This window comes from Streptomyces javensis, from assembly GCF_039525925.1.
Classification (GTDB): domain Bacteria; phylum Actinomycetota; class Actinomycetes; order Streptomycetales; family Streptomycetaceae; genus Streptomyces; species Streptomyces asiaticus.
The window spans coordinates 1-14891 of the sequence record NZ_BAAAIF010000016.1; the positions used below are offsets into that span (position 1 = coordinate 1).

Consider the following 14891-nt stretch of genomic DNA (forward strand, 5'->3'; position numbering starts at 1 on the left):
CGAGCCGCCCCGCCGGACTGCCGCGCCCTGCCCGTACGCCCTTGCCCCGCGCGAGCTCGTGGGCAATGGCGGCCGCGGTGCCCTGGACGGCAGCCGCGGTGCCCTGGACGGCGGCCGCCGGGCCGGGCACGGCGGTCCTGGCCGAGGCGGACGGCCGGGCGCTGGCCGCCGCGGTCGGGCTCCACCCGTTGGCCGGACCCCGGCCAACGGCGCCGCCGACAACCGGACCACGCCCCGAGGCAGCCCCACCACCCAGCGCCGCACCCACGGCAGGGGCTCGGCCCGTCTGTGCGAGGGCACGGCGAGGGGCCCACCGCCAACCAAGCCGGTTGCCCTGGCCCGAAGGGGCGGTCAGGGCCCCGGCGGGTCGCCGAGCCGGACCACCGCGGCGTAGCCCCGCGCGGGAGAGCTCCCTGGCGAGGGCAGCGATGGCACCACCGGTGGCAGAGCCACCCGCCGAAGCGCCGCGCCGCAGCCCCCCGTGAGAGAACCCCCCGGCGAGGGGCACAGTCGCGCCCCCGGCCGCCGGGCCACCTGCCGGACTGCCGGGGCGGCGTAGCCCCGCGCGGGAGAGCCCCCTGGCGAGGGCAGCGATGGCACCACCGGTGGCAGGGCCACCCGCCGAAGCGCCGCGCCGCAGCCCCCCGTGAGACAACCCCCCGGCGAGGAGCGCAGTCGCGCCCCCGGCCGCCGGGCCACCTGCCGGACCACCGCGGCGCAGCCCCGCGCGGGAGAGCCCCCTGGCAAGGGCAGCGGCGGCGCCTCCCGCTGCCGGGTCACCCGCCCGGGTGCCGCGTCGGCCTGGCTTGGTGGCCCCGGCCTCGTGGGCGGCAACCACCGGTGCCCGGTGGCCTGCCTCGGAGGCGTGACCTGCGGCGGGGGCCAGGCCTCTGGTCGCGGCCCAGGCGATCGCCGTGCCCGCCGCGAGGGCGCCGAGCGGGGCCGCCGAGGAGCCGCCGACCGCCTCCCGCCGGGAGACCGTGGTCACCGCGAGGGTGTGGGCGCCCAGGAGAGCGGCCGGGCGCAGGGCGGAGCGCGGGACGGCAGGGGCAGAGCGCGGGGAGCGGACGGGGGCGGAGTGGGCGGAGGCCGTGGCGCCGAGGAGGAGGTCCAGTGCGCGGGCGGCGGCCATGGCGGACGGGCCCGCGGGGGTGTTCTTCAGCCCCAGGTCGTACGCCCACACCGTGCCCGCCAGGGCCGTCGCCGTGGCGAGGGCCGGGGGACCCGCGGCGGCGGCGCAGAGCAGCCCGGCGGCGGTCAGCCCGGTCGCGGCGGTCAGTGCCGCGGCCGGGGCGATACGGCCCGACGGCAGCGGGCGGCCGGGGCGTTCCACGGCGTCGATGTCCCGGTCGGCCCAGTCGTTGAGCGCCATGCCCGCCTCGTACAGGCACAGCGACGCGCAGACCGCGAGCGCCGTGCCCCGGTTGGGGCCGCACCGGGCCGCGGCCGCGCCCGCCAGGGCGTCACCCGGCACGGTGAACAGGGCGGACACCCTGAGGAGTTCGGCCCAGTCGCCCCACGTCCCGAAGGGCCCCCGTGCCCCCGCCTCGGCCGTCACGACCGGCCCCGCAGCCGCCCGGCGAAGCCGACGAGCGCCGCGTGCTGCTCGGCGAGTGCGGCCGGGCCGCCGTCCGGGTCCTTGAAGTAGAAGCCGAGTTCGGGGAGCGGCCCGGTGAGGCCGACCTCATGGGCGCGGGCGGTCAGCCGGGCCAGATCGAGGACGAGCGGTGCGGCGAGGGCCGAGTCGCAGCCCTGCCAGATGGTCTGGAGGACCATCCGGGAGCCGAGGAAGCCCTCGAAGGAGACGTGGTCCCAGGCGGTCTTCCAGTCGCCGAGCGCGGGCACGTTGTCGATGTGCAGCTCGCCGTCGGGGAGTTCGCCGAGGGTGTCGGAGAGTACCCGCGCCTTACCCGCGTTCTTGGCCGCCGCGGCGCCCGGGTCGGCGAGCGCGGCGCCGTCGCCGCCGCCGAGGAGGTTCGTACCGGACCAGCTCCGCACGGCCAGCGCCCGCTGGGCGAACATCGGCGCGAGAACGGACCGCAGCAGCGTCTGCCCGGTCTTGCCGTCGCGCCCCGCGTACGGCAGCCCGGAGCGCTCGGCCGGTTCGCGCAGGCGGGGGTGGTGGAGCCCGGTGGAGGGCGTGAAGTTGACGTACGGGCATCCGGCGCGCAGCGCGGCGGCGGCGTAGAGCGAGCTGGGCGGCAGGGTCCCGGCGTCCTCCGGGGCCGCCTCGGTGGAGGCGACGTTGACGACGACGGCGCGGGCGAGGTCGTGCGTACGGACGAACTCGGTGAGGTCGGCAGCGAACGCCGCGATCAGCTCCTCCTCGCCCCGGCCGTCGCCGGGCTGTGGTCCGCCCGGGCGGACGGCCGCGTCGGCGGTGGCGAGTTCGCCGCGTACGGCGGCGGGCAGCCCGTGCGGCAGCACCCCGTCGGCGGCCAGTGCCTCGGCCCGCTTGGGCAGCGGGGTGGCGGCGGTGTCATGGCCGCCGAAGACGAGGTCGGCGAGCGCGGGCAGGCCGCTGTCCGCGAACGCCGCGGTCTCGGTGACCATTCCGGTCGCCGGCTGAAGCCCCCCGGCGACGGCGGCGCAGCCCGCCACGGCGGTAGTGGCGACGGAACCGCGAGCGCCGATGAGCCAGACCCCGGTACGGGGTGCGTCGCGGAGTGGGGTGATGTCGTCGGGACGGGTGGTCACTGGCTGCCTCCCGGGGGCTGGGCGTGGGTTGCGCAGGTGGTTCGGGGTGGCGCGGATCCGCGTCGGTGGCACCGGTTCGGTCGTGGCGCGGGGGGTGGAATGGTCGGGCGGACGTGGCGCGGGGCTGGTGTGGTCGGCCGGTCGTGGCGCGGGGGTGGTGGCGACGGTTCGGACGTGGCGCGGGGGTGGAATGGTCGGGCGGACGTGGCGCGAGGGTGGTGTGGTCGGGCGGGCGTGGCCGAGGCCGCCCCGCGCCCGGGAGTCGGGACCGGGGCGGGGCGGCCGGAGCCGCCGGGTGGGTGACCCGGGGCCGTCAGGGTTCCGGCGCTGGACGGGTGGTGGGGGTGGCGGCGGGAGGAGGCGGCGTACTCCTGCCCGCCGCCACGCCGTCCCCACGGCTCCCCTCGGGCCGTCGGGACGGCGGACCGGGGGGCCTAGCCGTCGTGGTGGCGCTGGTGGTGGCCGCCGCCCTTCGCCGGCAGGTCCTTGACGCGGATGTCGCGGAAGGAGACCTCGTCCCCCTCCCCGTGGTTCTGGATGCCGACGTAGCCCTGGAGCAGGCTGCGCGCCGGGTCCCGGTTGGTGAAGTCGTTGATCTTCACGCCGTTGAGCCAGATCCGTAGCCGCTCGCCCTGGACCCGGATCTCGTACGTGTTCCACTCCCCCGGCGGGTTCAGCGCCGCGTCCCGCTTGGCGAGGTCCGCTGACTGGAAGCCGTAGACCGAGCCGGTGGTGTGATCGGGGGTGTCCGTGGCGTCGATCTGCACCTCGTAGCCGTTGTTGACCGCCGACCAGGGGTCGTCGGAGGCCGGGAAGCCGACGAAGACGCCGGAGTTGTCGTCGCCCGCCATCTTCCAGTCCAGCTTGAGCGAGTACGAGCGCAGTTCGCGCGCGTCGTACCAGAGCATCCCCATGCCGCCCGTCGAGGTGAGGGTCCCGGAGGCGGTGTCGAGGGTGAAGCTCCCGGGGCCCGCCTGCTTCCAGCCGTCCGTCGAGGTGCCGTCGAAGAGGGGGCGGTAGCCCTGCTCGGGGCGGCAGTCGGCCTGCACGGCGCCGGTGGCGTAGCGGATGCCGCCGAGCAGGTGCTGCCGGAAGGCGGGGTCGGCGTAGGACTCCTTGGTGTGGCCGAAGCCGGTGTAGAAGGCGCGGCCGCCCCGGTACTCCTGGCACCACGAGATGGGGTGGTCCTCGCCCATCGCGCCGCCCTGGTACGAGGATTCGTCGAGGGTGGCGAGGACCCGCACCCGCTCCCTCGGGTTGGTGCGGTAGTTGTACCACTCATCCGTCCGCTCCCACGTCGGCGCCAGGTGCGCGGTCGCGGGGTTGCCCCGGTCCTCCACGTTCACGGTGGCCCGCTGGATCGCGGGGTGGGACTGGAAGTACGCCCCGGCCAGGCCCTCGTAGAAGGGCCAGTCGTACTCGGTGTCGGCGGCCGCGTGGACGCCGACGTAGCCGCCGCCCGCCCGCACATAGCGCTCGAACGCGGACTGCTGGGCGGTGTCGAGGACGTCGCCGGTCGTGGAGAGGAAGACGACGGCGTCGTAGCGGGCGAGGTTGCCGGGGGTGAACGCGGCGCCGTCCTCGGTGGCGTCGACGGCGAAGCCGCTCCGCGCGCCGAGCTCCTTGATGGCGGCGATGCCGTCGGGGATCGAGTCATGGCGGAAGCCGGCCGTCTTGGAGAAGACCAGGACCCGGTCGTCGTCGGCGGCGCCGGACGCGGCGGCCCCGGACGCGGCGGCGGGCAGGGCCGTCAGGGCGAGCAGCAGCGTGGCCCCGGCGGCGGCGAGCCGCGCCGCACGCCGGGAGCGGGTTCCGGAGGCGGGTCGGGAGCCGGGTCTGGGGTGCGGAGAGGTGTGCGGGTGCATATCCGTCGTGCTCCTTCCTCCCGGGCCGGGGGCGGCGGCCGCGAGCGGCCGCCGCCCCGGGCCCCGGGCGTCAACTCGTCAGCCGGTGCCGATCGTGAAGTCGTCCACGTCGAAGAGCGCTCCCGCACCGCCCTTGAAGACGAGGGTCAGCGCGGTGGTGCCGGTCGGGGGCTTCCTCAGCGTCGTCTTGACGTCCTGGAAGGTCTCCCAGTCGCCGGTCACCGGCACGGTGACGGTGCCGAGCAGCCGTCCGGTCGAGGAGCCGCTGCGGATCTCCAGCGTGCCGCCGGCGCCCGCCGAGGAGACCCGTGCGGTGAAGTCCTTGGCGTTGCCCAGCACATACGGGGTGAAGGAGATCCAGTCCCCGTTCTCGATGTTGCCGACCGTCTTGCCGCCGTTGGCCGGGGTGTGGGAGATCACCGAGACGCCCTGGCTCTTCCCGTAGTGCTCGGCCTGCCGGTGCTTGGGCTGGACGATGGACTGGTCGTGGACGGTCAGCGGCGGCTGGCCGCCCCCGCCGCCGTCGGTGTACTCGGCGTCGAAGACCCCGAAGATGTTGGCGTTGGGGTCGTGCTCCCCGTCCGCGTTGGTCTTGATGGTGCCGGAGCAGCCGTTCGCCGTGGTGACGGGGTGGCCGTGGCTGTCATGGCCGAGGATGTAGGTGACCTTGACCTTGGCGCAGTCGACGGTGCCGTCCTCGGGGTCGGTCACCCTGACCTTGAACGGGACCTCGTCCCCGAAGCTGAACAGCTGGCCGTCGGCGGGCAGTTGCAGCGTCACCTTGGGCGCGGTGTTGCCCACCGTGAGGTGCACATTGGCGCTGGCGGTGCGGCCGGTGGGGTCCTTGACGGTGAGGGTCGCGGTGAAGGTGCCGTTCTTCTTGTACGTATGGGTGGGGTTGGCGGCGGCGGAGGTCGTGCCGTCCCCGAAGTCCCAGCTGTAGGCGAGGGTGTCGCCGTCGGCGTCCGAGGTGCCCGCCGAGGAGAAGGCGACCTTCATGGGCGCCTTGCCGGAGGTGCGGTCGGCGCTTGCCTCGGCGATGGGCGAGTGGCCGTCCGTGGCGTTCTCGATCCGGTAGAGCGCGGAGTGCTCGTCGCCGTTGAAGTAGCCGAGGCCGTAGTCGAGTACGTACAGCGCGCCGTCCGGGCCGAAGGCCGAGTCCATGACCTGGGTGCCGGACCACGGGAAGTCGTTGATCTTCTGCACGGCCCCGTCGGCGCCCTGCTCGATCCGCTTGATCCACTGGCGGCCGAACTCCCCCGCGAAGAAGTTCCCGTCGTAGGACTCGGGGAACTTCACCGGGGAGTCGAGCGAGGCGTCGTAGCGGTAGACCGGCCCGGCCATCGGGGACTCGGAGCCGGAGCCGAACTCGGGCACGGAGTCGTTGTCGTACGGGATCCAGGCGGGCTGGGCGGGCGGCAGATCGGTGAGCCCGGTGTTGTACCGCGAGGTGTTCTTGGGCGCGGCGCAGTCGAAGGCCGGGCCTGAGGTGCCGGTGGCGAAGTCGTAGTCGCGGTACGGCTTGTTGTCGGCGATGCAGTAGGGCCAGCCGTAGTTGCCGGCCTTGGTCACCCGGGCGAACTCGACGGCGCCGCCCGGTCCGCGCTCGGGGTTGGCGGCACCGGCGTCCGGTCCGTAGTCACCGACGTAGACCGTGCCGGTCGGCTTGTCCACGCTGATCCGGAACGGGTTGCGGAAGCCCATCGCGTAGATCTCGGGCCGGGTCTTCTCGGTGCCGGGCGCGAAGAGGTTGCCTTCGGGGACGGTGTACGAGCCGTCGTCGGCCACCTTGATGCGGAGGACCTTGCCGCGCAGGTCGTTGGAGTTGCCCGCGGAGCGCCGGGCGTCGAAGGCGGGGTTGCGGTTGTCCCGCTCGTCGATGGGGGTGAAGCCGTCGGACTCGAACGGGTTGGTGTCGTCGCCGGTGGACAGGTACAGGTTGCCGTCGGCGTCGAAGTCGATGTCCCCGCCGACGTGGCAGCAGATACCGCGGGACGCGGGGACGTCCAGGACCTTCTTCTCGCTGCCGGTGTTCAGGGTGCCGTCGGCGTTGAGGGTGAACCGGGAGAGGCGGTTGACGCCGTCGAACTTGGCGAAGTCGGCGGCCGTGCCCTGGGTGGGGGCGTCACCGGCCGGGGTGTCGAGCGGGGGCGCGTAGTAGAGGTAGATGGCGCGGTTGTCGGCGAAGCCGGGGTCGATGCCGACGCCCTGGAGCCCTTCCTCGTCGTGCGAGTAGACGGGCAGCTTGCCGGACACCTTGGTCTCGCCCGTGGCATCGGTCAGCCACAGGGTGCCGTCGCGCGAGGTGTGCAGCACGGAGCGGTCGGGAAGCACGGCGAGCGTCATGGGCTCACCGGTCTCCTCCACGCCCTTGGCGAGGGTGACCTGCTGGAACTGCTCGGCTGCCGGGGCGGGTTGGTCCGCTTGGTCCGCGCCCGCCTGGGGAGCGGTGAACGCGAGCCCCGCGCCGACGAGCAGTGCGCTCGTGACGAGCGCGAGGGGTCCGCGCAGTCGAAGCCTTTTCCTGTGCACGCTGATCCTCCGTGGAAAGAGGGGGGTACGGGCGAGCCGTCAGGCCGCCGTGACTGGCACAGGCGCGCGCCGTCGCGCCGGGATGACCGGTCCGGGGCGAGGGGCCCCTATGTGGCCGGTACATCTCAAGGACCGTAGCGGGGTTTGTCCGGTCCGGAAACCCCTTTGACGCAAAACAGATACCGCTTCATCCACGGGCAGGACAAAGCTGGGTGGGGGCGCGGTGCGGTCCCCCACCCAGGGGCCCTTGGACGGACGGGTCCTCGTCGCTACCTGTCCCCGCCGCCGAAGGCCGCGTCGAACGACGCCGTCGGCGGGTCGAAGTCGAAGTGCTTCAGCCGGGCCAGCGCCTCCGGGGCGCCGATGAGCCGGTCCATCCCGGCGTCCTCCCACTCGACCGACACCGGACCGTCGTAGCCGATCGAGCGCAGCATCCGGAACACGTCCTCCCACGGCACATCGCCATGGCCCGCGGAGACGAAGTCCCAGCCGCGACGGGGGTCGCCCCAGGGCAGATGGGAGCCGAGGCGGCCGTTGCGGCCGTCCAGCCGCTTCCGGGCCTCCTTGCAGTCCACGTGGTAGATCCGGTCCCGGAAGTCCCACAGGAAGCCGACCGGGTCCAGGTCCTGCCAGACGAAGTGGCTGGGGTCGAAGTTCAGCCCGAAGGCGGGGCGGTGGCCGACGGCCTCCAGCGCCTGGTGGGTGGTCCAGTAGTCGTAGGCGATCTCACTGGGGTGCACCTCATGGGCGAAGCGCACGCCTTCGGCGTCGAAGACGTCGAGGACCGGGTTCCAGCGCTCGGCGAAGTCCTCGTAGCCACGCTCGATCATCCCCGGCACCACCGGCGGGAACATCGCCACCAGATGCCAGATGGAGGAGCCGGTGAAGCCGATGACGGTGCGGACCCCGAAGGCGGCCGCGGCGCGCGCCGTGTCGGCCATCTCGGCGGCGGCCCGCCGCCGTACGCCCTCCGCCTCGCCGTCGCCCCAGATCCGGGCGGGCAGGATGGCCTTGTGGCGCTCGTCGATGGGCGAGTCGCACACGGCCTGGCCGACCAGGTGGTTGGAGATGGCCCAGCACTTGAGGCCGTACTTCTCCAGCAGCTCGCGCCGCCCGTCCAGATAGCCGGACTCGCCGAGCGCCCGGTCCACCTCGAAGTGGTCGCCCCAGCAGGCGAGTTCCAGTCCGTCATAGCCGAAGTCCCGGGCCAGCCGGCAGACCTCCTCCAGGGGAAGGTCGGCCCACTGGCCGGTGAAGAGCGTGAAGGGTCTGGGCATTCCGGCCTCCTCCTCAGACGGGTACGGGGGTGTAGACGCAGTTCTTCTCCGCGCTCTCCTCCACGGCGGCCAGCACCCGCTGCACCTGAAGCCCGTCCTCGAAGGACGGCTCGGGGCCGGTTCCGTCGGCGATCGCGAGCACCATGTCCCGCGCCTGGTGGACGAAGGTGTGCTCGTAGCCGAGGGCGTGGCCCGGGGGCCACCACCCGTCGAGGTAGGGGTGCTCGGGCTCGGTCACCAGGATCCGGCGGAAGCCGGAGTCCACGGCGGGCTCGGTGTGGTCGTGGAAGGACAGCTCATTGAGGCGTTCCAGATCGAAGGCGAGCGAACCGCGATCGCCGTTGAGCTCGATCCTGAGCGAATTCTTACGGCCCGCGGCGAACCGGCTGGCCTCGAACGACGCCACCGCCCCGGAGCCGAACCGCCCCGTGAACAGCGCCGCGTCATCGACCGTCACCGGTCCGCGGGCCGCCCCGCCCGCCCCCGAGCCGCCGAGTCCGGCCACCGCGCCGGCGGGCAGCGGCCGCTCCCGGATGAACGTCTCGGTGAGCGCCGAGACGCCGATCAGCCGCTCCCCGGCCAGGTGCTGCGCCAGGTCGACGATGTGCGACCCCAGGTCGCCCAGGGCGCCGGAGCCCGCGTACTCCCGCCGCAGCCGCCACACCAGGGGGAACTCCGGGTCGACGATCCAGTCCTGGAGATAGGTGACCCGGACGTGGCGCAGCACGCCGATCCGCCCGTCCGCCACCATTCGGCGGGCGTACGCGATCGCGGGTGCGCGGCGGTAGTTGAAGCCCACCATCGCCACCTGGCCGCGCTCCCGCGCCCGCCGCGCCGCCTCCACCATGGCCTCCGCCTCGGCCACGGAGTTGGCGAGCGGCTTCTCGCACAGCACGTGCTTGCCCGCCTCCAGGGCCGCGATGGCGATCTCGGCATGGCTGTCGCCGGGGGTGCAGACGTCGACCACCTGCACATCGTCCCGGGCGATCAGCGCCCGCCAGTCGGTTTCGGCGACGGCCCAGCCGTGCCGGTCCGCGGCGGCCCGTACGGCGTCCGCGTCGCGCCCGCAGACGGCGGACATCGCGGGGCGGGCGGGGAGGTCGAAGACACGGCCGACGGTGCGCCAGCCCTGGGAGTGGGCGGCGCCCATGAAGGCGTAGCCGACCATGCCGACGCCGAGTGTCTTCGCTTCAGGATTTTCCATGGGACTCCTTCTGACGATCGCAAACCGACGCGAGGTGGGGGGTCTGGCCCTGAATCGGGCTCAGCTGAATCCCGTGGGGAGGTATTCGTCCACGTTGTCCTTGGTGACGACGGCGGAGTAGAGGGTGAGAGAAGCCGGGATCTCCAGCTCCGCGAGGCCGCCGACGCCCTTGCCCTGGCCGAGTGCGCGGGCGAGGTCGATGGCGGAGGCGGCCATGGTGGGCGGGTAGAGCACGGTGGCCTTCAGCACGCTGTTGTCGGCCTTGATGGCGTCCATGGCGTGCTTGGCGCCCGCGCCGCCGACCATGAGGAAGTCATCGCGCCCGGCCTGCTTGATGGCGCGCTCGGCGCCGACACCCTGGTCGTCGTCGTGGTTCCACAGGGCGTCGAAGTCGGAGTGGGCCTGGAGCAGCTGGGCCATCTTCGCCTGGCCCGACTCGACCGTGAACTCCGCGGCCTGGCGGCCGACCTTCTTGATGTTGGGGTAGTTCTTCAGGGCGTCGTTGAAGCCCTCGGTGCGCTGCCGGGTCAGCTCCAGGTTGTCGATCCCCGCCAACTCGATGACCTTGGCGTTCTTCTTGCCCTTGAGCTGCTCGCCGATATAGCGCCCGGCGTTGAGGCCCATGCCGTAGTTGTCGCCGCCGATCCAGCAGCGGTACGCCTGCGGCGAGGCGAAGACCCGGTCGAGGTTGACCACCGGGATGCCCGCCCGCATGGCCTTGAGCCCGACCTGGGTGAGCGCCTTACCGTCGGCGGGCAGGATGACCAGGACGTCGACCTTCTTGTTGATGAGGGTCTCGATCTGGCCGATCTGCTGGGCGGTGTCGTTGGAGCCCTCGGTGGCCTCCAGGGTGACATCCTTGTACTCCTTGGCGCGCCGCTTGGCCTGCTCGTTGATGGCGTTGAGCCAGCCGTGGTCGGCCTGGGGCCCGGCGAAGCCGATGGTGACCGCCTTACCGGGCTTGTCATTGGCCGTGTTCGCGGCCTGCTTGGCGTTGTCGCCGTCGTCGTTGTTCTCGTTGCTGGTGCACCCGGCGGCGAACAGCGCGCCCGCCGCGGCGGTGCCCAGGAGGAGGTTTCTGCGACTGGTGGCGGAGGAGGAGCTCTTGGCATACCTCATGGCGTCGAACGACCCTTCTGTACCAGGACGGCGGCGACGATGATCGCGCCCTTGGCGATCTGCTGGACATCGCTCTGAAGGTTGTTCAGGGCGAACAGATTGGTGATGGTGGTGAAGACGAGGACGCCGAGGACGGAGCCGGTGATGGTGCCGCGGCCGCCGCTGAGCAGCGTGCCACCGATGATCGCGGCGGCGATGGCGTCGAGTTCGTAGAGGTTGCCGTTGGTGTTCTGGCCCGAGCCGGTGAGGACGACCAGCATGAAGGCGGCGACACCGCAGCACAGCCCGGAGAGCAGATACAGCAGCAGCCGCTGCCGTTTGACGTCGATGCCCGCGAGCCGGGCCGCCTCCGCGTTGCCGCCGATGGCGACCGTGCGCCGGCCGAAGGTGGTGCGGTTGAGCACCAGCCAGCCCACCACGGTGACGGCGGCGAAGATCATCACCAGCGGCGGTATGCCGAGGACGTAGGCGTCCGGGAGCCCGAGGTCCAGAACCTGATCGACGGTGACGACCTGGGTCTTGCCGTCGCTGATCTGGAGGGCGAGGCCGCGGGCGGAGGCGAGCATCGCGAGGGTGGCGATGAACGGGACCATCCCGCCGTACGCGATGAGCACCCCGTTGACCAGTCCGCAGCCGAGCCCCACCAGGACCGCGCACAGCAGGATGCCGCCGAGCCCGTAGTCCTGGGTGGCGAGCGTGGTGGCCCACACCGAGGCCAGCGCGACGATCGCGCCGACCGACAGATCGATGCCGCCGCTGGTGATGACGAAGGTCACGCCGACGGTGACGACGCCGATGACGGACGCCTGGGTGAGCACGAGCTGGAGGTTGTCGGTGCTGAGGAACTCATCGGGCTTGGTGAAGCCGCCGACGGCGATCAGCACCGCCAGCACCCCGACGAGGGAGAGGTTGCGCAGGTCGGCCAGGCGCCGCAGCCTGCTCAGCGGATCGGTGTCGGTACGGCCGGCCGGCGGTTTGCCGACCGGACCGGCCGTCAGCGTGGCGCCCGCGCCCGGTACCGGGGCGGGGTCGGCCGGAGGCGGGGACGCCGGCCTGCTCCCGGGTGAATTCACGACGGGCTCCCTTCCATGACGAGGTCGAGGACGCGGTGCTCGTCCAGCTCCCGCGCGGACGCCGTATGGACGACGCGGCCCTCGCGGAGCACCAGCACCCGGTCGGCGAGGCCCAGGACTTCGGGCAGTTCGCTGGAGACGAGTAGGACGGCCATGCCGTCGTCGGCGAGTCGGCGGATCACGGCGTACAGCTCGGCGCGGGCGCCGACGTCCACCCCGCGCGTCGGCTCGTCCAGCAGCAGCACCCGGCAGCCGCGCAGCAGCCAGCGGGCCAGTACGGCCTTCTGCTGATTGCCGCCGGACAGGGTGCGCACCGGCCGCTCCGGGTCGTCGGGGTGCAGCGACAGATCGCGGACGCAGCCGCGGGCCGCCGCCCGCTCCGCGCCGCGGTCCACCCATCCGGCGCGGGAGAAGCGGGTCAGCGAGGAGACCGAGACATTGCGGGTGACGGACTCCAGCATCAGCAGCGCCTGCGCCTTGCGCTCCTCGGGGGCGAGACCGAGCCCGGCGCGCACCGCGGCGGTCACGCTGCCGGGCCGCAGCGGGCGGCCGTCCACCACGACCCGGCCCGAGGTGGGGCGGCGGGCGCCGTAGACGGTCTCCAGGATCTCCGACCGCCCGGAGCCCACGAGTCCGGCCAGTCCGACGATCTCGCCGGGCGCCACCTCGAGGTCGATCGGCTCGAACTCCCCCGCCCGGCCCAGGTTCTCCAGGCGCAGTACGGGCGTGGCGGTGGCGACGGGCGGCGCCGTGGTGCGGCGCGGGAACGCGTACTCCACGTCCCGGCCCGTCATCAGCGCCACGACCTCGCGGGTCGGGGTGGTGCGCGCGGGCAGCCCGCGGGCCGCGGCGCGGCCGTCCTTGAGCACGGTGACGCGGTCGCCGATCCGGCGGATCTCCTCCAGCCGGTGCGAGATGTACACGACGGCGACCCCGGCGGCGGTGAGATCGCCGACGATGCGGAAGAGGTTGTCGACCTCGTCGGGGTCGAGGGCCGCGGACGGCTCGTCCATCACGATCAACTGGACGTCGTGGGAGAGCGCGCGGGCCATCGAGACGATCTGCTGCCCGGCCGCGGACAGGTCCCCCACCAGCCGCCCCGGGTCGATCTCGGGGTGCCCGAGCCGGGTGAGGAGGGCGGCGGTGGCGGTGCGGGCCGCGCGGGAGCGGACGAAGCCGCCGGTGGCCATCTCATGGCCGAGGAAGACGTTCTCGGCCACGGACAGCCCCTCCACCAGGTCGAGTTCCTGGTAGATGGTGGCGATGCCGAGGCGCATGGCGGCGATGGGCGATTTGAGGGTGACCGGTTCGCCGCGCCAGAGGATCTCGCCGCTGTCGGGCTGATGCGCCCCGGCGATCACCTTGATGAGGGTGGACTTGCCCGCGCCGTTCTGGCCGAGCAGACAGTGCACCTCGCCCGCTTCGACATCGAGGTCGACGCCGTCCAGGGCCCGTACGCCGGGGAAGGACTTGGTGATCGCGGACATGGTGAGGAGTGGGCGCGGGTCGGGTGGTGCCGGTGCCATGGCGGGCCTCCTCGGCGGGGTCGCTCGATGCGGTGCGGTCGCTCGTATGCGGTGCGGTCGCTCGATGCGGTGCGGGTCGCTGGGTGTGCGGGCGCTTGGGCGTGCGGGGCGCTGGGCGTGCGGGTGCGCGGCGGGACGGTGATGTGGTGGTGCCGTGATGGGGTGGTGCCGTGGCGGGGCGCGACGGGGTAGCGGCGCCGCCCGGTGTGATCTGGTGCCGGGTGGTGTACGGCTCGGTGGTGCGGCTCGTGCCTCGGCATGGCGTACGCCGAGGGGCGGTGCGATGCGGTGCGGTGCGGATGCCGTGCTGCTGCTGCGCTGTGCCGAGGTGCGGTCCGGCCGGGACCGGACGGGGTCAGACGGTCATGCGGTGGTGGCCATCAGGCGGTCATGCCGGTGAGAAGAGGTGGTCGCTGATCAGGCGGGCGGCGCCGGTGACCCCGGCGGCCGGGCCGAGTTCGCCCAGCACGATGGGGAGGTTGCCGGTGGCCAGGGGCAGGGACTGGCGGTAGACCTGGGTCCGTATGGCGGCGAGCAGTGTATGGCCGAGCCCGGTGACACCGCCGCCGATGACCACCAGACCGGGGTTGAAGAAGCTGACGAGCCCGGCGATGACCTGGCCCGTACGGGTGCCGCCGTCCCTGATGAGGTCGAGCGCGGTCGCGTCGCCCGCCGAGGCCGCCGCGGCGACGTCGGTGGCGGCGAGGCTGCCCACTTCCTCCAGCCGGGCGGCGAGTTCGGCGGACCGGCCGTCGCGGGCGGCCGCCTCGGCGTCACGGGCCAGCGCCGCGCCGCCGAAGTACGCCTCCAGGCAGCCGTGGTTGCCGCAGGCGCAGGGGCGGCCGTCGGGTTCGGCCTGGATGTGGCCGATGTCGCCCGCGCTGCCCGTCGTACCGCGGTAGACCTCACCGCCGACGACGATCCCGCAGCCGATACCGGTGCCGATCTTCACGCAGAGGAAGTCCTTGACGGAACGGGCGACTCCAGCGTGCTGCTCGCCCATCGCCATGAGGTTCACATCGTTGTCGACCATGACCGGGCAGCCGAGCTCCTGGCTGAGCGCCTCCCGTACGGGGAAGCCGTCCCACCCCGGCATGATCGGCGGCGCCACGGGCACGCCCTCGGGGAACCGCACCGGTCCTGGCACTCCGATGCCCGCCCCGTCGAACCCCTCGGCCACCCCGGACGCCCGGAGCTTCGCGGCCATGTCCAGCACCTGCTCGAAGACCGCGACGGGCCCCTCGCGCACATCCATGGGCTGGTTGAGGTGGCCGAGAATCTCCAGTTCGGCATTGGTCACGGCGACGTCCACTGAGGTGGCGCCGATGTCCACGCCGAGCAGCCGCAGCCCGGGCGCGAGCCGGATGTTGTGCGAACGCCGGCCGCCCCGCGAGGCCGCCAGCCCGTCCGCGACCACCAGTCCGGTCTCCAGCAGCCGGTCGATCTCCACGGCCAGCTTGGAACGCGACAGGTCGATCTCATCGCCCAGCTGAGCACGGGAGTTGGGGCCGCCGTCGCGCAGCAGGCGAAGCAATCGCGCCTGATGCGCGTTCGCCGGTCGTGCCGTCATGCGCCTCACGCTGCCCCTCCCGCCGTCA

At 73.0% G+C, this 14891-nt stretch carries 9 protein-coding genes and 1 pseudogene; all 10 read right to left on the minus strand.

Annotated features, from left to right (window positions below):
• Positions 1-580: 580 nt before the first annotated feature.
• Positions 581-1492: pseudogene (locus ABD329_RS16750) on the minus strand (UbiA family prenyltransferase); the annotation flags it as partial.
• A 62-nt stretch (positions 1493-1554) separates the two neighbouring features.
• A complete protein-coding gene (locus ABD329_RS16755; protein ID WP_198282330.1) occupies positions 1555-2697 on the minus strand; it encodes an inositol-3-phosphate synthase in 1143 nt (380 codons plus the stop codon).
• A gap of 434 nt (positions 2698-3131) precedes the next feature.
• Positions 3132-4562 carry a ThuA domain-containing protein gene (locus ABD329_RS16760; RefSeq protein ID WP_198277817.1) on the minus strand — a complete coding sequence of 477 codons (1431 nt, stop codon included), beginning with the start codon at positions 4560-4562 and terminating at the stop codon, positions 3132-3134.
• 78 nt (positions 4563-4640) lie between these two features.
• A complete protein-coding gene (locus ABD329_RS16765) occupies positions 4641-7094 on the minus strand; it encodes a PQQ-dependent sugar dehydrogenase (RefSeq protein WP_198277816.1) in 2454 nt (817 codons plus the stop codon).
• A gap of 269 nt (positions 7095-7363) precedes the next feature.
• Positions 7364-8371, minus strand: coding sequence for a sugar phosphate isomerase/epimerase family protein (locus ABD329_RS16770; RefSeq protein WP_198277815.1), 1008 nt, complete (start codon positions 8369-8371; stop codon positions 7364-7366).
• 13 nt (positions 8372-8384) lie between these two features.
• Positions 8385-9575: a Gfo/Idh/MocA family protein gene (locus ABD329_RS16775; protein ID WP_198277814.1), complete on the minus strand. Its 1191-nt coding sequence runs from the start codon at positions 9573-9575 to the stop codon at positions 8385-8387.
• Positions 9576-9635: 60 nt separating this feature from the next.
• The gene (locus ABD329_RS16780; RefSeq protein WP_198277813.1) at positions 9636-10694 is read right to left on the minus strand and encodes a substrate-binding domain-containing protein; all 1059 of its coding nucleotides are present in this window, start codon (positions 10692-10694) and stop codon (positions 9636-9638) included.
• Complete coding sequence (locus ABD329_RS16785) at positions 10691-11638, minus strand: ABC transporter permease (protein WP_214664988.1); 948 nt, start codon at positions 11636-11638, stop codon at positions 10691-10693. Before ABD329_RS16785 ends, ABD329_RS16780 begins: the two co-directional genes overlap by 4 nt.
• Positions 11639-11763: 125 nt before the next feature.
• The gene (locus ABD329_RS16790) at positions 11764-13293 is read right to left on the minus strand and encodes a sugar ABC transporter ATP-binding protein (RefSeq protein ID WP_198277811.1); all 1530 of its coding nucleotides are present in this window, start codon (positions 13291-13293) and stop codon (positions 11764-11766) included.
• Positions 13294-13681: 388 nt separating this feature from the next.
• Entirely contained in the window at positions 13682-14863 is a 1182-nt protein-coding gene (locus ABD329_RS16795) for an ROK family transcriptional regulator (RefSeq protein WP_198277810.1), read from the minus strand.
• Positions 14864-14891: the final 28 nt, after the last annotated feature.